14 protein-coding genes are annotated in these 19,031 nt (G+C 47.4%); all 14 read right to left on the bottom strand.

Annotated features, from left to right (window positions below):
• Nucleotides 1–6: 6 nt before the first annotated feature.
• Complete coding sequence (gene spoVE / locus P5G61_RS01680) at nucleotides 7–1,104, bottom strand: stage V sporulation protein E (protein ID WP_024628418.1); 1,098 nt, start codon at nucleotides 1,102–1,104, stop codon at nucleotides 7–9.
• 48 nt (nucleotides 1,105–1,152) lie between these two features.
• Nucleotides 1,153–2,574 (bottom strand): UDP-N-acetylmuramoyl-L-alanine--D-glutamate ligase, encoded by a 1,422-nt coding sequence (gene murD / locus P5G61_RS01675; RefSeq protein WP_301243815.1) that lies wholly within the window; start codon nucleotides 2,572–2,574, stop codon nucleotides 1,153–1,155.
• Nucleotides 2,575–2,577: 3 nt separating this feature from the next.
• A complete protein-coding gene (mraY, locus tag P5G61_RS01670; RefSeq protein WP_024628420.1) occupies nucleotides 2,578–3,546 on the bottom strand; it encodes a phospho-N-acetylmuramoyl-pentapeptide-transferase in 969 nt (322 codons plus the stop codon).
• A 12-nt stretch (nucleotides 3,547–3,558) separates the two neighbouring features.
• Nucleotides 3,559–4,971, bottom strand: coding sequence for a UDP-N-acetylmuramoyl-tripeptide--D-alanyl-D-alanine ligase (locus P5G61_RS01665; protein ID WP_301244300.1), 1,413 nt, complete (start codon nucleotides 4,969–4,971; stop codon nucleotides 3,559–3,561).
• Nucleotides 4,971–6,458 (bottom strand): UDP-N-acetylmuramoyl-L-alanyl-D-glutamate--2,6-diaminopimelate ligase, encoded by a 1,488-nt coding sequence (locus P5G61_RS01660; protein WP_301243813.1) that lies wholly within the window; start codon nucleotides 6,456–6,458, stop codon nucleotides 4,971–4,973. The genes P5G61_RS01665 and P5G61_RS01660 overlap by 1 nt, the downstream gene beginning before the upstream one ends.
• A 128-nt stretch (nucleotides 6,459–6,586) precedes the next feature.
• Nucleotides 6,587–8,551: a stage V sporulation protein D gene (locus tag P5G61_RS01655; RefSeq protein WP_079349618.1), complete on the bottom strand. Its 1,965-nt coding sequence runs from the start codon at nucleotides 8,549–8,551 to the stop codon at nucleotides 6,587–6,589.
• 93 nt (nucleotides 8,552–8,644) lie between these two features.
• Nucleotides 8,645–10,975 carry a penicillin-binding transpeptidase domain-containing protein gene (locus P5G61_RS01650; RefSeq protein ID WP_301243811.1) on the bottom strand — a complete coding sequence of 777 codons (2,331 nt, stop codon included), beginning with the start codon at nucleotides 10,973–10,975 and terminating at the stop codon, nucleotides 8,645–8,647.
• Between the two features lie 137 nt (nucleotides 10,976–11,112).
• Nucleotides 11,113–11,541: a hypothetical protein gene (locus tag P5G61_RS01645; RefSeq protein ID WP_301243809.1), complete on the bottom strand. Its 429-nt coding sequence runs from the start codon at nucleotides 11,539–11,541 to the stop codon at nucleotides 11,113–11,115.
• A gap of 27 nt (nucleotides 11,542–11,568) precedes the next feature.
• Entirely contained in the window at nucleotides 11,569–12,519 is a 951-nt protein-coding gene (rsmH, locus tag P5G61_RS01640; RefSeq protein ID WP_301243807.1) for a 16S rRNA (cytosine(1402)-N(4))-methyltransferase RsmH, read from the bottom strand.
• Between the two features lie 18 nt (nucleotides 12,520–12,537).
• Entirely contained in the window at nucleotides 12,538–12,975 is a 438-nt protein-coding gene (gene mraZ, locus P5G61_RS01635) for a division/cell wall cluster transcriptional repressor MraZ (RefSeq protein WP_017687291.1), read from the bottom strand.
• Between the two features lie 276 nt (nucleotides 12,976–13,251).
• The gene (locus P5G61_RS01630) at nucleotides 13,252–14,517 is read right to left on the bottom strand and encodes an adenosylhomocysteinase (RefSeq protein ID WP_301243805.1); all 1,266 of its coding nucleotides are present in this window, start codon (nucleotides 14,515–14,517) and stop codon (nucleotides 13,252–13,254) included.
• Nucleotides 14,518–14,562: 45 nt separating this feature from the next.
• Nucleotides 14,563–16,194, bottom strand: coding sequence for a bacillithiol biosynthesis cysteine-adding enzyme BshC (gene bshC / locus P5G61_RS01625; RefSeq protein ID WP_301243803.1), 1,632 nt, complete (start codon nucleotides 16,192–16,194; stop codon nucleotides 14,563–14,565).
• A gap of 153 nt (nucleotides 16,195–16,347) precedes the next feature.
• Nucleotides 16,348–18,111, bottom strand: coding sequence for an ABC transporter ATP-binding protein (locus P5G61_RS01620; RefSeq protein ID WP_301243801.1), 1,764 nt, complete (start codon nucleotides 18,109–18,111; stop codon nucleotides 16,348–16,350).
• A 17-nt stretch (nucleotides 18,112–18,128) separates the two neighbouring features.
• Nucleotides 18,129–18,992, bottom strand: a complete 864-nt coding sequence (locus tag P5G61_RS01615) for an ABC transporter permease (protein WP_373456220.1) — start codon at nucleotides 18,990–18,992, stop codon at nucleotides 18,129–18,131.
• Between the last annotated feature and the right edge of the window lie 39 nt (nucleotides 18,993–19,031).

Raw genomic sequence — 19,031 nt, 5'->3', positions numbered from 1 at the left:
GTACATTCACCTCGCATAACGGGATAAGTTCAATAATATGCCTAACGCTGTCAACATCAAGGTCAGAGATGAACCGCCATAACTGATGAGTGGGAGTGTAATCCCCGTAACCGGCATAAGCCCGATGACCACGCCAATGTTGATAATGACCTGCACAGCGACCATCCCCACAATGCCTACGCCCAGAAGGCTGCCAAAAGCATCCGGTATCGTCATCGCTACGCGCATCCCTCTCCACACCAGGACTAGGAACAGCAATAATACAATCATTCCACCAATGAAGCCAAGCTCTTCTGCCAAAATGGAAAAAATAAAATCCGTCTGCGGTTCGGGTACATAACTGTATTTTTGTCGACTCATACCCAGCCCCAAGCCCGCAAGTCCTCCAGGACCGATCGCATATAAAGATTGAATAATCTGATATCCGGCTCCAAGTGGATCAGACCACGGGTCCAAAAAAGCCGTTATTCGCTGCAATCTGTACGGAGCTGCCGCAATCAGCCCGGCAAACCCTGCTGCACCACCGAGGGCAAGCAGTAATAGATGCTTCATCCGTGCTCCTGCTGTGAAAATTATGAGCATTGAAGCACCCAGCATGACTGTGCCTGTCCCCAAATCGGGCTGAAGCATAATAATACCAAAGGCCAAACCAATCAGGCCGAGCGGTGGCAGAAGCCCCGTCGTGAACGTTTTGATTTTACCAGGCTCCTTGCTTAACCAATGAGCCAGAAACAGGATCATACCCAGTTTCATGAATTCTGAAGGTTGTATGCCGAATGAGCCAATGCCCAACCAGCTCCGTGCCCCTCCGCGAACCACTCCGATGCCAGGAATCAGCACCGCAATCAGCATTATAAAGCAGGCAATCAATATCGGCTTTGCATACTTTCTCCAGACCCGGTAGTCCACATTTGCCGTAACAAACATGGCAGCAAGTCCAAGTCCGGCGAACAGCAGCTGTCTTTTGACAAAGTAAAATGAATCACCGTAGTCATGAAAAGCAAGCACCGAGCCCGCACTGTATACCATAATAATGCCGATGGCAAGCAATGCCAGAATACAAATTAGGAGCCAGAAATCCGGCGCCGGTCGCGTCTGTTTCATCAGGAGGCCACCCCTTGCATGGAAGTAGGGGCTTTTCCACCCCCCTACTTACAAGTTATGCGCCGCCTCTTTAAAAATGCGTCCCCGCTCTTCATAGGAAGCAAACATGTCCCAGCTTGCACACGCCGGTGATAACAAGACAACATCACCTGGAGCTGCAAACTGTGAAGCTTCCTGCACGGCAGCGGTTAACGTCCGGGCAGCGTCCTCCTCATTATCGACGACCTTAATTTGCTTTAATCCCGCCAGTTCCGCGACTTTGGCAATTTTCACTCTTGTCTCTCCTAGAGCAACCACAGCTTTTACACGCTCCTGGAACAAGGGCAGCAGTTCCATCATGTCTGAACCACGATCCAGTCCTCCGGCAATGAGCACAACCGGTTCCTTGAATGAGTTCAGCGCCATTACAGTTGCCTTGGAATTGGTCGCTTTAGAATTGTTGTAATACTTGGCTCCATCATGTTCAAGTACATACTCAAGACGGTGTTCAACCCCCTTGAAGTCAGCCAGAGGCGCAGCAAGAACAGACGGGTCGGCTCCAGCGGTCACAGCAATAGCTACTGCTGCCAATGCATTTCCCACATTGAATCGTCCTGGGAGTCCGATGTCTTCCACATCAATAATGATATGATGGTTTCCCTGACCGTCTGCATAGATCACCTGGCGCTTCACGTCATCCTCTTCCCCATCCACGTATGGAGGATCAGCATATACCCCTGCTTCAAGCTTCTCTGTCAGCGAGAATGGGAGCAGTCTTGCTTTGATATAAGGAACCAGTCCACGGCATACTGGATCATCCCAGTTCAGAATAGCTACATCCTCCGGTTGCTGGTTGGAGAATAATTTGGACTTGGAAGCCACATAATCATCCATGTCCCCATGGTAATCCAAATGAGTCTCCGCTACGTTTAGCAAACTGGCAATGCGCGGACGGAAATCGGATGTGCCTTTCAGTTGGAAACTGCTAAGCTCCACCACCATCCAGTTATCCGCAGAAGCCTGCTCTGCTGCCTCACATAAGGGTGTTCCAATATTACCGGCAACGATCGGTTTCAAGCCGGCATGCTCCAACATGTTGCCTACCCACGTTGTTGTAGTCGTTTTTCCATTAGAGCCAGTGATTCCGATCATAGGTGCAGCGCATAGATGATATGCCACCTCCACCTCAGTCACCACTTCAATGCCTAAGGCAAGTGCCTGCTGCACAGGAGGCGCCTGGTAAGGAATACCCGGATTTTTGACCACAAGCTTCACATCACTGTGAATCAGATCGTCCGGATGTCCCCCGCATACAACAGAAATTCCCAAAGCCTCCAATTCGGATGCTTCGGGACACTGTTCTCTCTCTTTTTTATCATTGACTGTAACTATTGCGCCGGCACGATCCAGCACTTTGGCGACCTGCACGCCGCTCTTGGCCAGTCCAAGCACGACGATTTGTTGCCCACGATATGTTTCAGGATGATTCATTGTTTACAACCCCTTGTTGAGATAAAGTCCAAGAGCGGCCAAAATGGCACCTACCGCCCAAAAAGTGATGACAACTCGCCATTCCGACCAGCCACTCAGTTCAAAGTGATGATGAATTGGACTCATTTTGAATACGCGTTTGCCACGAGTTTTGAAGGATACCACTTGAATAATAACAGACAGGATTTCGATAACGAAAATACCGCCAATGATGACAAAAAGAAGTTCTGTCTTCGTTACAATCGCAACGGCACCGATCGCACCACCAATTCCGAGTGAGCCCGTATCTCCCATAAACACTTTAGCCGGGTGTGCGTTATATACCAGGAAGCCCAGTACCGCACCAATCATCGCCGCCGCACATACCGCTGCCGGCATGGATGTTGCCTGCATCGCCACAATGGCAAATGCCCCAAAGGCGATGGCACTCACGCCGGACAACAAGCCGTCCAGACCATCGGTAAAGTTGACTGCATTCGTGATGGCAAGCATCATAAATACGACAAACGGATAGTAGAACCATCCCGTCCAGTCGAAGGAGAAGGATGTACCTGGAATCGATATGGCTGTGCTGTGTCCATTCTGAATCAGCAAGTAGCACATCACGGCACTGAAAAACAACTGACCAATCATCTTTTGTTTAGCCGTCAGCCCCAGTGAGCGTTTGAATACAATCTTGATGTAATCATCCAGGAAGCCGATCAGACCGAAACCGAGTGTAGCCACAAGCAGGACATAAAAGTCCGTATTTTTGACAGCTGAAAATTTCAAAAAGGCCAATGTGAACGCGAGTAAAATAACAACTCCGCCCATTGTAGGTGTTCCACTCTTTTTCAGATGGCTCTGTGGCCCATCTTCCCGAACCTGCTGTCCGAATTTCATTCGACGCAGCAATGGAATCAAGAGCGGTGCGGCGATCACCGCCAAAATAAATGAAACACCGATTGTTAACAGTAATACCTGAAAATCCATGGGTTCACCCCTCTAGTCTACTCTATTCTGTAATGGAGCTATTTTTAGCGCTTCGACCACATCTTCCAGCTTCATGCCCCGGGAGGCCTTAAACAAGACAACGTCTCTGGAATGGAGATTCTCCAGCAGATAATGGGTCAATTCTTCCTTGCTCTCAAAAGCGTGCACGGCTTCCGCTGGCATGTTTTGTCTTGCCCCTTCTGCAATACTCGCTGATAATGGGCCATAAGCAAGCACCATATTCATTTTATCGGGTGTGATGTATTCACCGATTCCCCGATGGAGCTCATGCTCCTGAGGCCCCAGTTCAAGCATATCACCAAGCACGGCTACTTTAATCCGATACCCCTTAAGGCTCTCCAGCACATCCACAGCGGCTTTCATGGAAGTCGGACTGGCGTTGTAAGCATCATTGAGCATGGTCAGACCACTGACACCGTTAATAATCTCGATTCGCATGCCGGTTAATTTCAGACGTGACAGTCCTGCCACAATCTGCTCAGCGGCCACTCCGAAATGACGGGCAACCGCTAATGCAGCAAGACAGTTGACCACATTATGTGTCCCCAATAATGGCATTGTAAGAGCAACTTCTCCAGACTGCTTGGTTGTAAACGCGACCCCGCTCTGCGCATTCATGATTCCGGTAGGATAATCATCATTATCAGCCTGCAGGCCGAATGTATACCGCTGGAGCCCTTCAGGCAGCTTTGTGGCTGGCTCTGCCAGAACCTGCTCAATCAACGGTTCGTCTCCGTTATAGATCAGTAACCCACCTGGTTTCATGCCAGCCGCAATTTCAACTTTGGCCCGAGCAATCTCCAATCGAGATCCCAATTGAAGCAGATGGGATTCACCAATATTCGTGATGATCGCGACATCAGGCTGGGCGATTACAGATAACTCTTCGATCTCTCCTCGGCCACTCATGCCCATCTCCAGAATGACGATCTCCGTATCCGGCTCCATGCTTAGCACGGTGAGCGGGAGACCTATATGGTTATTGAAGTTGCCTTGGGTCTTATGCACTTTGAACGTGGTAGACAGAATGGCATCCACGATGTCCTTTGTTGTTGTTTTACCATTGCTGCCTGTAATACCTACAACGGAGGCCTTGTTTTCTTTTAAATAGGAGGTCGCAAGCTCCTGCAAGGCAACAAGGGTATCCTCCACAATAATCACAGCACCTTGAGGTGCAGTTCCATGATTCTTTTGCCATAATGTCCCGGCAGCGCCCTTCTCTAAACAGGTTTGCACAAATTCATGTCCGTCAAACCTTTCGCCAACTAGCGGGATAAAGAGACTGCCTGGGACGGGCTTACGCGAATCTGTAAATACACCTTCAACACCAACATCACCATAAGCAGCAATGTCAGTTAGTGTTCCTCCACACATCTCGGCCAATTGTGCCAATGTTCTTTTTATCAATTGGATTTGCCCCTTATCGCTTCTTTCGCTATGATCCGATCATCAAAGTCCGTTTTAGTTGTACCGATAATCTGATAGGTTTCATGCCCCTTGCCCGCAATCAATACTACATCGGCAGGGCTTGCCATTTCAATAGCTTCATGAATCGCCTGGCGCCGATCCACAATCATGGTATAACGGTCAGGTTCAATGGCGTCTTCAATCAGGCCCTGTTCAATATCCTTGAGAATCAGATCGGGATCTTCTGTCCTCGGATTGTCGGAAGTGACAAATACAATATCACTATACTTTGCTGCAATTTTGCCCATTAGAGGTCGCTTCGTACGATCTCGGTCACCACCGCAGCCAAATACACAGATCACACGTCCTTCAGCAAATTCCTTCACCGTCCGCAATACGTTCTCCAGGCCATCTGGAGTATGCGCATAGTCAACAATGACAGCAAACGACTGTCCTTCGTCAACAGCCTCAACACGTCCATCTACGCCAGGTACTGTCTCCAAGCTACGTTTGATCTCCTCCAGCGGAATGTCCTCAACCAGAGCAGCAGCGATGGCAGCCATTGCGTTGTACACATTGAATTTACCTACCATGCGTAAACGAATATCGGTGCTGCCTCTGAATGTGTCTACATGGAAAGAGGTACCCTGCGAAGTAATTGAAATTTGGGATGCGCGTACATCCGCATTGTCCTCCATGCCGTATGTAATTACTTCAGCTGCCGTTACAGATATAAAATAGTCTGCAGCGGGATCATCTGCGTTGATCACTGCAAATTTGCGCTTGGAAGCATCCGCAGTATACCCGTTACCCAACCTTGCAAAGAACAATCCTTTGGCTCCCCGATATTCTTCCATGGAATGATGGTAATCCAGATGATCCTGCGTCAGGTTGGTAAATACAGCCGTACGGAATTCCGTCCCTTTTACTCGACCTTGCTCCAAAGCGTGGGAGGAAACTTCCATTACACAACAGTCCGTGCCCGCTTGCACCATATCATTCAGACTGCGCTGCAGATCAAGTGCTTCCGGTGTAGTGCCTGACATCGGGTACGTACGCCCGTCATAACGCATTTGAATAGTCCCGATTAATCCTGTTTTTTGACCAAAATCACTCATGATTTTTTCAATTAAATAGGTAGTCGTTGTTTTCCCGTTGGTTCCCGTTACACCAATCATATTCATCTTGCGGCTTGGTGAGTCAAAAAAGGAATCCGCCAGTACAGCCATAGCGAAACGGCTGTCTTTTACAAGCAGCTGCGGTACAGGCAGATCCAGCTCTCGTTCCACAACCAGAGCGACAGCCCCAGCGTTTACGGCCTTCTCAGCATAATCATGTCCGTCAACCGTATGCCCCGGAAGACAGATAAACAGATCTCCCGGTTGTACCTGGCGAGAATCTGTCTGTAGGTTTTGACATTCTGTATTTGGTTCGCCAATGATACGGGCGGTTGTCAGCATTGATAAAAGTTGTTTTAAAAGCACATGAATAACCTCACTTTTTCCAAGTTTACTTCAATTTCAACAGTTCTGTATTCATTACTATCGTCAACACAGCCAATTAATGAAACGCAACTCCGTGCATTTTGTTGCGGTGGAGATCAAGAGCCCGATCAGGGCTCTTGTCCTTCCTCCTTGGTATGGTCATGGATATCATTCAGTACATCACCCATATAGATGCGTATGGTAGAACCCTGATCGACCCGTGCTCCTGGCTTCGGAGCCTGGTTAATGACATATTTTCCACTGCCGGATTTGGCCAGCATAAAATTCATATTCAGGTCCTCATACAAGTCTTCGACCGTAGCTCCTGTCAGATCGGGAACCGTCACGATTTTCGTTTCTCCATACTTGTATTCTTTGGCTACCTGATCCTTCCGAACAGGAACATTCATATAATGCAACGCATCCTCCAGAATGTTCTGTACGATCGGTGCGGCAACCACGCCGCCAAACTGAATTCCTTTTGGATTATCCACTGCAGTATAAACAACAATCTGCGGATCATCAGCCGGAGCAAAACCAATAAAGGATACAATATGCTCGGTAGAGGAATAACGTCCATTGATTACTTTCTGGGCTGTACCCGTTTTGCCGCCAACCCGGTATCCATCAATAAACGCCGGACGTCCCGTACCCTTGGCAACTACACTTTCTAGCGCTTCACGCACTTGCTTGGACGTGTCTTCCGAGATGACTTGACGAACCAGTTCAGGCTTGGCCTCTTCCATCACTTCACCCGTTTCCGGATGAACCCATGCCTTTGTAACATAAGGCTTGTATAGTTTACCACCATTAATGGCTGCTGACACAGCCGCTACTTGCTGAATCGGTGTAACGGAAACGCCTTGACCAAAAGCAGTTGTTGCAAGCTCAACAGGTCCGACCCGTGACAGTTTGAACAGAATTCCGCTGGCTTCACCGCTTAAATCGATGCCTGTTTTGGTCCCGAATCCAAAGTCTTTGATATAGGAGAATAGCGATTCTTTACCCAGTCTCTGACCAAGTGCAACAAATCCAGGGTTACAGGAGTTCTCCACGACTTGGAGGAAGGTTTGACTTCCATGGCCACCCTTTTTCCAGCAACGCAGGCGAGCGCCTCCAACTTCAACAAATCCGGGATCATAGAACTGATCCTGCGTCAGATTTACTTTCTTCTCTTCAAGTGCTGCTGCGAGCGTAATAATCTTAAACGTTGAACCTGGTTCGTACGTCATCCAGATCGGTAAGTTCCGGTTGTATACATCGGCCGGATATTGCTGATAATCCGCTGGTTCATATCCGGGTCTACTGGCCATGCCAAGGATTTCACCCGTTTTGGGGTTCATTGCAATGGCTAGCGCCGAGTTGGCCTGGAACTTGACCATGGCCTGATCCAGCTCACGCTCCATGATGGACTGAATCGATTTATCAATAGTCAGCTTCAGGTTCAGACCGTCCTTCGGTTCCACATACTTCTCAGATGAGCCCGGCATCAGCCTTCCGGCCGCATCGGACAAGTAGGACACACTGCCATTTAAACCGTTCAGCTTATCATCATATCTTTTCTCTACACCCGTTAAGCCCTGATTATCTATGCCCGTAAAACCGAGAATATGAGCCGCCAAATCATCATAAGGATAAAAGCGTTTATTGTCCTCAGCAACAACGATACCCGGAAGCTTCAAATCACGGATGTGCTGAGCTTTCTCCATCGTAATTTTGCGGCCACCGGGTTGTAGTCTTACAATCAGTTCTCTTTTTTTGATGGTTGCCAGCACTTTCTCTTCGGTCATCCCCAGCAAAGGAGCGAGTGCTCTTGCTGTTGTCTCTGCTTCCTTCACCTGGGCAGGAATCGCCATAATGGTCGGTGTAGTTATATTGTAGGCAAGAGAGGTTCCGTTTCGATCCAGGATCTCTCCCCTTTTGGCTGAATAAGGAATATTCCGCCGCCAAGACTCCTCCGCTTTCGCGGATAGTTCCGGTCCTTTTCCCAACTGTACATAAGCAAGCCTGATCACCAAGGCTGAGAATAACAGAACTAAAATCACTAAACTCCACAACAACCTGCGCCGCAGATTTACGCTTGACCCCTTCACGAAAAGATCCCCCCACTCGTCCCAAAATCATGATTGTGTTCCATTCATGAATATTCAGGACAACCGGGGGTTAGAACAAGCTGTCAGTGATCTCTATGGGAGCGAACCCTCGTCCGATGTGTTGGCAGACGATTTTGTCTCATTTGAAGGTGGTTTTGTAGTATCCGTTTTGCCCGTTTCTTCGGTGTTCTCCGTACCATTAGCTGCTCCCTGATTGTTAGTCTCGTCACCTAATGCTGGATCAGAAGACTCGGGGGCTTCATCTGCTATACCGGTAACTGCCGCTTTGGCCGTCTGCAGCGAAAGCTCAACCGTTCTCTGTTCGCCTGATACCTGCTCCGTTTGTTTTACGACATACCCTTCGCCTTTAACGGTTACCCCCACTTTCATAAGAGAAAGCACTTCAAGGGCATCCCGGAGAGATTCGCCAGTCAGATCAGGAATCTTCATCTTGCTGCTCTCTTCGGTGAGCAGATAGATTCGCTGGCCAGGATTCATGGCTGCACCCGCCACAGGATACTGGCGAATGACATTTTCACCTTGACCAAGCGTCTCATAGGCAATTCCTGCGTTCAATAATTGGCTTCTGGCCTGTTTGGCTGTTTTACCTGACAGGTCAGGAGCTTTCGCTTGAACAACCGGAGTTGTTTTTGACTTTTTGTCAGTGGTCTTCACCGTGTCTTTGGGAACTCCCATATACTGAAGAGTCTGGCTTACAATCTTCTTGAATACCGGAGCTGCTGCAGTCCCTCCCCCAATATTGGATCCATCAGGCTGGTCAATCACAATCAACATCGCGATTTTGGGATTATTAACAGGTGCAAACCCGATAAAAGAAACGACATCCTTCGATTTGCTGTATGTCCCGTTCACAACTTTTCTTGCTGTACCCGTTTTACCAGCCACGCGATAACCTTCAATGTATGCATTACGCCCTGTACCAATGGTTTGGTCTGCTACGACCTGTTCCAGATACCCGCTCACCAGTTTGGAAGACTCCTTGGAAATAACCTGACGAACAACCTTCGGCTTGATTACTTCTGATGTACCGTCATTCGGGTTAATTATTTCTTTCACCAGATGCGGTTCCATAAGTTTGCCACCGTTGGCAATGGCCGAAACGGCTGCTACCTGCTGGATTGGCGTTACCTGTACAAGACCATGACCATATGCTGCTGTGGCAATTTCTGATTTATAAACCAGCGGCTTGATTGGTGAGGCTGATTCACTCGGCAGATCAATGCCCGTCTTTTTACCAAAACCGAATTGGTCTATGTAATGACGCAACCGTTCACCACCAAGCATGTTATAACCCAGATTAACAAACGCAATGTTACTTGAACGTTTGACACCTTCCAAGTAGGAAATTCGGCCATAGGCGTGGCCGTTATCACTGATTGGATAGCCACCGATGTATACCCGTTTGGATTCAAATGTTGCATTTGGATCAAACAGCTTCTCTTCAACCGCCCCCGCCAGAGTAACAATTTTAAAAGTAGACCCTGGTTCATAGATGGATTGTATCGCATGGTTAATAAAGTTTTTCTGATCAGGTGTTTCCCCATACGTATTAGGATTAAAGGTCGGCCAATTGGCCATACCTAAGATTTCCATGGTGTTAGGATCTGCTGCGATGACAGTCATGCTCAGTGGATTGTACTGGGCTACCGCTTCTTTCATCGCTTCTTCGATGTAGTACTGAATGGTATCATCGATCGTCAGCTTCAGATTGTTCCCGTTCTGCGGAGGAAGATAATTATCCTGGGAGTCAGGAAGCTTAATACCTTTGGCATCCTTCTGATAGTTCAGATAACCATCTGTACCTGTAAGCTGTTCATCATACGAAACCTCAAGTCCATTAACAGCCTTGCCATCACGGCTCATGTATCCCAGTAGATGAGAGGCGAGCGTTTCCTCGGGATAATATCGCTTCGACTCTTGTGTCATGACAATCGCGTTTTTAGCCTTGTAGTCATCCTGCAGTTTTTCACGAAATGCATCTACTTTAGCAGCTAATTCAGGGCTGATTTTATATCCTTCACTTCGTACTTCACGTTGCTGAAAGAATGAACCATCCTCTTTTTTGGCTGTTACAAGTGCACGCATTTCGCTCTCGTTTTTCCCCAACAAACCAGACAATTCCTTAATAACCACATCTTCAATCCCGAGCTGGTTAATCATCTCTGGGTTTACCGACACCGTGTAAGCAGGTGCATCCGTCGCCAGTATATTACCATTGCGGTCTGTAATTGTCCCACGACTGGCCTTGATGGTTTGTTCGCGTTCGACCAAACCAGCCGCTCGCTCCTGCCAAATACTGCCATTAACAACCTGAATAAAAAAAATGCGGGTTATTAATACAAGAAAAAAGAGGGTAATACATCCCCCTATAAGCAGCGTGCGCATCTTTATTCTTTTTACCATCGGTACACCTCTTTTGCTTCAGCATTTTGTGTATTTCAAATCCACCTCACTCCCAAGTGCAAGATGTTGACGAATAGCAGTATTTCGATCCTCATCTTGCTGATAGGAAGTCTCATTATGGATTGATACAAAATGCTCTAGTTATTCGCTGTATCCGAAGACGATTCAGTACCTGCCGAATTCGTTGTACTTGTTGAGCGAGGTACAAAAATGACATCCTTGCCGGAAGCCTCAACATAACCAAGTTTGCGAGCATTCTCGATGACCAGATTGTTCAGTCTTTCTTTTTCCACTTGCAGATCTGCAATGGTTTTCTCTGCTTCTCTCACATCGGACAACGTCGTCTGTGCCTGCTTATTCAGATCATAAATGTGAGCATAACGCGACATCATTACACCACCCACAACAATGACAGCAACCAGAGTAATCAAATACAAAAATTTCTCGCGTGCCGGAAGACCGGTACGACGGGTCACCACCTTGGTGGTTTCCTTGTACCGCTGCTGGGTCACACGTTCTTGGGACGCTTTTTCTTTCACTGCTAGATTACCACGTGTATATGCCATACTCCGACTCTCTCCTCCGCTCTTGGTTTACAGTTTCTCGGCTACGCGCAGCTTCGCTGAACGAGCACGGGAGTTTTCGGCCAGTTCCGTTTCCGTTGGAATCAGCGGTTTTCTGTTCACTAAACGCATGACACCCTTACCGCCGCAAACACATAACGGGAAATCGGGAGGGCATGTACATTTCTCCAGATAACTGCTAAAAATCTGTTTGCAAATCCGGTCCTCAAGTGAGTGAAAAGTAATAACAGATACACGTCCGCCTGGTGCCAAGCACCGAACGGCCTGATGTAACCCTTCTTCGAACGCGCCAAGCTCATCATTAACCGCAATTCGCAATGCCTGAAAGCTGCGTTTCGCTGGATGTCCTCCAGTTCGACGAGCCGCGGCCGGAATGCCTTCTTTGATCAATTCCACCAGTTCACCAGTAGTCTCAATCGGGGAGTGCTTTCGTTTTTCAACAATGACACGAGCAATTCTTCTAGAGAATTTCTCTTCACCATAGCGATACAAGATGCGGGCAATCTCCTCTTCCGGCCATTCATTAACAATCTCTTTGGCGGTAAGGGATGCATCCTGATCCATACGCATATCCAACGGAGCATCATGATTGTAGCTAAATCCACGTTCTCCTTCGTCGAACTGCGGTGATGATACCCCCAAATCGTACAAAATACCGTCTACTTGCGGCACGCCATCTTTCATCGGTACTTCCAGATCTTTCAGAACCTGTTCCAGATCACGAAAATTGGTTTTGACCAATGTAATCTGCTCTCCATACGGAGCCAATTTTTCACGCGCGTTATCCAAAGCCCAATCATCCTGATCCAGTGCGATCAGACGCCCCCCTGGACCGAGCTTGGATGCAATCACGGAGCTGTGTCCGCCACCGCCTAAAGTGCAGTCCACGTATATACCGTCCTGCTTGATGTTTAAACCCTCTGTTGCCTCTTCTTTGAGTACGGTTATGTGGTGAAACAACCTGCACCCCTCCTGACTTTATAGATCAAAATTAAAATCGACCAGCTTTTCGGCAATGTCGTTGAATGCTTCTTCGGATTGATTGAAATAACTCTCCCATATGCCTTTGCTCCAAATCTCCACCCGGTTCGACACGCCAAGAACAACGCAATCCTTGTCCAGCTTGGCATACTCTCTAAGATTGCCCGGCAAATTTACCCTGCCCTGTTTATCCAATTCACATTCGGTGGCACCCGAGAAAAAAAACCGGGTAAACGCACGTGCATCAGATTTCATCAGTGGCAGTGCTTTGAGCTTCTGTTCCATGACCCCCCACTCCTCCATGGGGTACACGAAAAGACACTGGTCCAAACCCCGTGTGACAACGAAAGACGGTCCCAGAGATTCGCGGAATTTAGCCGGAATAATGACCCGACCCTTATCATCAATGCTATGTTGGAACTCCCCCATAAACATTGGCCCACTCACTCCTCACCCGTTTCTCCCACTTTGCCCCACTTTCCACCACCTAAGCATAATAGATTCGCACAAAAAAATCAAAACCCTTCTTGCTTGCTTTACTTTTTTTTAATTTAGTAATCGCAAAAAAACGTCTTTGATCCTGTCACTCAGGATCAAAGACGTTTCCCGTTTACGGGCAATTGCACGTACACCCGCATATGAGCCGTATCATTAATAAACCATTTTAAACCCTTTGAAGCACTTAATCAGCTTGTAATTATTGGATGCCTCTTAGAATTTCCAGCTGTCCAGATATTTTTCCTGCTCGGCTGACAGGGAGTCGATGGCAATATTCAAGCTTTCCAGTTTGTAGCTGGCAACCTGTTGGTCAATGTCATAAGGTACGTTAACAACGTTTTTACCTAGTTCCGCATAGTTCTCGCTCACATAACGCAGACCCAGCGCTTGCAATGCAAACGTTGTATCCATAATCTCGGCTGGGTGTCCGTCGGCTGCACCCAGGTTTACGAGACGTCCTTCAGCCAGCAAATACATTTTACGGCCATCTTTGAAGCGATATTCTTCAATGTTGCGGCGTACGGTACGAATCGATTCGGAACGTTTAGCAAGTTCAGGTTTGTTCACTTCCACGTCAAAGTGACCCGCATTACTCAGGATTGCTCCATCCTTCATCACATCATAATGCTCTCCAGTAATCACATCTTTATTGCCGGTTACAGCAATGAAGAAATCACCCAATTTTGCAGCTTCCACCATCGTCATCACACGGAATCCGTCCATATGTGCTTCTACGGCTTTAATGGGATCAATTTCAGTTACGATTACATTGGCTCCTAATCCTTTAGCACGCATCGCTACACCTTTACCACACCATCCGTAACCGGCTACAACTACGTTCTTTCCTGCAACGACCAAATTGGTTGTACGGATAATACCATCGAATGCAGACTGACCTGTACCGTAACGGTTATCAAACAGGTATTTGCAATAAGCGTCATTGACTGCAACCATCGGGAAGCGCAATTGTCCTTCTTTCGCCAAAGCTTTCAGACGAATGATGCCCGTTGTCGTTTCCTCTGCTCCGCCACGAATCGTGGCAGCAAGATCAGGACGTTCAGATGCAATAATGGTGGCAAAGTCGCCGCCATCATCAATGATCAGATCAGGTTTGACTTCAAGTGCACGGAGTTGCAATTCCTTGAACTCTACAGGGTCCGGATTATGTTTGGCATAAACGGTAACGCCGTCTTCCACCAGAGCGGCACAAACATCGTCCTGTGTCGATAATGGGTTGCTGTGTGTAATCGTTACTTCTGCACCACCCGCTTGAATGACTTTCGCCAGATAAGCTGTTTTGGCCTCAAGATGAAGGCAAATGGCTACTTTCAAACCTTTAAACGGAAGATCCTGTTCAAATTGAGAACGAATGCGGTTCAACACCGGCATATGCGCTTCTACCCAATCAATTTTCAGATGACCTTCCGAAGCGAGTCCCATATCCTTAACGATACTGTTTTGCAATGCAGGGGTAGCCATTCCTCATCCTCCTCGATTATAAATTCCTTCTATTATAAAAGGTAACTACAATGTAATTACTTGGTGTTGTCCACGGAATTCGCTCTGACTTTCAATCAGTTGTCCAATCCACTCGGTTCCATAACGGTTCAGGTAAAAGAGTGCATTATGTACTCTTTCCTGGGGTTTGTTCATGGGAAAGAGTGAGTTTTGCATCCCGTTCCAGTGTTTTAGACTCACATTGTGTTTATCTTTGATGGCTTTGTGGGTCTGCTGTTGCAGATACTGCATCTGTTCGATGATCTTGCCTATATTGGTATCTCCAATACGTTCCAGACCAGGATGAATCTCTGCGATCTGATCAAGCAATGGACGATATAAGTCGGCAAATGCTTGCTGAACTCGCTCAAATTGTTCATCGACCTGGAAGGTCTCCTGCTTTGCCAGCCACTGTTCCTTCTTTTCTTCCATATGATATTGAACGTCCTGGAAAGAAAGAGCGTACTGTTTCATATGTTTGTGATGAACATCTTCCATAATGGTAAAGGACAAACGTGGAAGTAAGATCGGCATCTGTAATCCGAAACGGCGAAACGCCTCACGCGTTAACCCCCAATATGCAATCTCGCCTTGACCCAAAATAACAGCCGCTACAGGTAAAATGGAATCTTGCATTAAAGGCCGTGTCAATACATTGTTGCTAAACCGCTCAGGATGTTCAGCCAGTTCCTGAAGCAGCCGCTCTTCTGTAAATGAAACCAGACCTTTACGGTCGCTGTACAATCCGTCTTTCAACATCAGAAGCAACCGTGCTCCATCATGTATGTAAAACAAATTGGCCCCATCTTCCGCGACTTCAGCAGGCATTGCATATCCGGCTTGTTCCAGCACAGAGGCGCCATGTGAGTATGCATTGCGTAATGTCTCATTCTCACGAATTAATCGCTCAAATACAGGCTGCTCCAGTCGGCGCAAGTCTGGATCTGCTGCATCCATCAGAATAAGTCCACTACTTCCAAACAAGGCTGAAATTAATCGGGCAAACGCATCACTCAGGTTCGAGCTCGACTGATGGATTTCGGTGATCAGCTTCATCAATCCTGATTTATGGACCGTATCTGGCAACACTTGTTCCACCTGATCTAACACATTCATCCATTGCTCCGTTTCCACATGGACATAACTCACGGAATCCCTTCCTGCGAATCGCCCCTGTAACTTGAGCTTCTTCATCTCTCCGTTGGGATCAGGTAAATACGTATGGTTGACTTCATCCCAGTCATGGTCTTCACCTGCAATCCAAAAAACGGGAACGACCGGCCGCTGTAGCCTGTTCTCCGCTTCCCGAGCAGCTGCAACTACACTTGCCGCTTTATAAATTACAAACAACGGACCTGTGAGCAGGCCGCTTTGTTGCCCTCCCGTAACAACCAACGCATCTTGTTCCGCGAGACGTGTGATGGATTCATGGACTGCACCATGATCATTCACCCGTTTATTATATATACGTAGATACTCTGCCAGACTTTGACGAGGTACACGTGTGTTCTCCGATTGGTCCAGCCACTCGGCACGTGTATGTAGCCCCGATTCCCAGCGAATGTCATACTCGTAAAGGCCACGCGCAGCATCCCTTGAACAGACATAGTCTTCTGCAAGTCTCGTTCCGCTGCGGAGTGCCTCGGTAATACCTTTCATGAGGTCTGCCTCCTATTCTGCTTCAAAGAGCTTACTTGATTGTACCGAATGTGAGCCCTTTTCGTCAAAAGAAAGTGCATCAAAAAATAAAAAACCGCCGAACAAAGTCGGCGGTTTGATATTCATGGATAAGTCCAAATACAAATTGTACTTTTATACGTAAGGTTCTGAAACCCAGTGACCTTTGGATACCTCAATCAATTGAGCATTCTCCAGGTTGTATGGATCATTTGCAGGACCACCAGATCCATTCTTAAGTGCTTGTTCTTCCGGCAGTAAGATGCGACGTTTGCTCGCTTCTACTTCCGGATCAGGTACAGGGATCGCAGACAGCAATGTTTTGGTGTAAGGGTGAATCGGATTAGCATATAGTTCTTCACTTTCTGCCAACTCCACCACTTTACCCATGTACATTACAGCTACACGGTCACTGATATGCTTAACCATGGACAAGTCATGCGCAATGAACAGGTACGTCAAGCCGAGGCGTTGCTGAAGTTCTTCAAGCAAACTAACGACCTGAGCCTGAATGGAAACGTCCAGGGCAGACAATGGCTCATCACAGATGATGAATTTAGGGTCTACAGCCAGTGCACGGGCAATCCCGATCCGTTGTCTTTGACCACCAGAGAATTCATGTGGATAACGGAGTGCATGGCTAGGATTCAGACCTACAAGATCCAGCAATTCTTCAACGCGTCTCTTCCGCTCTGCCCGGCTTGACGCCAAACCATGAATATCAAGAGATTCACCGATGATATCCATAACGTTGAAACGTGGGTTCAAGGAAGCATAAGGATCCTGGAAAATCATCTGCATATCTTTACGCATTTCTTTCATCTTGCGCGGAGACAGCTTGTAGATGTCCGTTCCATTAAAGTTAACATTTCCGCCTGTTGGCTCATAAAGGCGCAGAATTGTACGGCCAGTTGTGGATTTACCACAGCCAGACTCCCCTACAACTCCAAGTGTTTCGCCTTCAAAAATATCAAAGCTGACATCATTAACCGCTTTGAGAATGTTGCCTTTACCCAAATTGAAGTATTGTTTCAGGTTCTTCACTTGGACTAGCGGCTTGTTGGCACCTTTGATAATACCAACTGGAGCAGGCTTTTCTTTTTTAGGCTCGTCCAGACGAGGAAGAGCATTCAGCAATTTAATCGTGTATGGATGCTGAGGGTTGCTGAAGATTTCGGCAGTTGTTCCTGTTTCGACAACCTCGCCTTCCTTCATAACGACAACACGATCACACATTCCTGCAACTACACCAAGGTCATGCGTGATAAGCATGATGGAAGTTCCAAGCTTTTGCTGCATGTCCTTCATAAGATCGAGGATCTGAGCCTGAATGGTAACGTCAAGCGCAGTTGTTGGTTCATCCGCAATCAGAAGGGAAGGACGACATGCCAGGGCAATCGCAATCATAGCACGCTGACGCATACCACCGGAAAATTGGTGCGGGTAATGGTTCATACGCACTTCGGCATTTTTGATGCCTACAAGTTCGAGCATTTCCAATGCGCTTTTTTCAGCTTCTTTTTTGGACATATTCTGATGCTTGCGCAGTACCTCGGTAATTTGCTTACCAATTTTGATGGTAGGATTCAAAGAAGTCATTGGATCCTGAAAGATCATGCCGATGTCTTTACCACGGATGGCTTCCATCTGTTTATCTGTCTTATTCAGCAGGTCCTGCCCGTGAAAAGTAATTTCTCCGCTTTTGACCTTCGAAGGCGGGGAGGGAATCAATTTCATGATGGTTTGGGCAGTAACACTCTTACCACTACCAGATTCACCTACGATCCCCAGCGTCTCTCCTTTGCCAAGTTCAAAACTCACATTTTTAACGGCATCAAATTCACCAGAACGCGTCGTAAACGACACACTCAAGTCTTTGACTGTTAAAATCGGCTCCATAATCCCACCTCCTATTTCTATTTACGTAATTTCGGATCAAGCGCGTCGCGCAAGCCGTCACCAAGCAAGTTAAATGCGAGCATTGTCATAACCATCAAACCTGCAGGGAACCACATCCGCCAAGGATACAGCGTCCAGCCTGTAAGTGCATCATTGATCATGGATCCAAGGGAAGATTTAGGTGCAGATACACCCAATCCGAGGAAGCTCAGGAATGCTTCAGCAAAAATCGCATTTGGAATGGACAAAGTCAATGTGACCAGAATGGGTCCAATAGCATTTGGCAGCAAATGACGGAAAAGCTGACGTCCTGTGCTTGCGCCCATGGAACGAGCCGCAAGAATAAAGTCTCTGTTTTTGAGTTGCATAATCTCACCACGTACAATCCAGGACATGCTGATCCAGCCTGTAATGGTAAGAGCAATGATAATCGTTGTCAGACTTGGCTCCAGTACAACCAGCAACAAGATAACAACGAGCATGTAAGGCAGGGAGTACAGGATCTCGGAGAACTTGTTCATGATGCCGTCAACACGCCCACCGTAGAAGCCCATAATTGCTCCATAAATTACCCCGATAACAAGGTCAATTAAAGCAGCAGCTAGACCTACAGTAAGAGATACACGTGCACCTACCCAGGTTCTTACCCATACATCACGACCGAGTTCATCTGTTCCAAACCAGTGTTCCGCACTCGGTGCGGCATTGGCATTCAACAAATCATTGGAATAATAATTATAGCTTGAGAACAACGAAGTTGGACCAATCATAGAGAAAATGACAACAAGGACTAGAACAGCCAAACTAATCATAGCGGCCTTGTTGGTTGCAAGTCTATACATAGCGTCTTTGAATAGCGATACACTCTCTTGCGATTTCAACGCTGCCTGACTATCCAGGCCTGTGTTCACCGTTTCATT

Source organism: Paenibacillus vandeheii (assembly GCF_030433635.1).
GTDB lineage: Bacteria > Bacillota > Bacilli > Paenibacillales > Paenibacillaceae > Paenibacillus > Paenibacillus vandeheii.
Note: the sequence above shows the minus strand (reverse complement) of the source record. Positions and strands in the feature narration are given on the sequence as shown.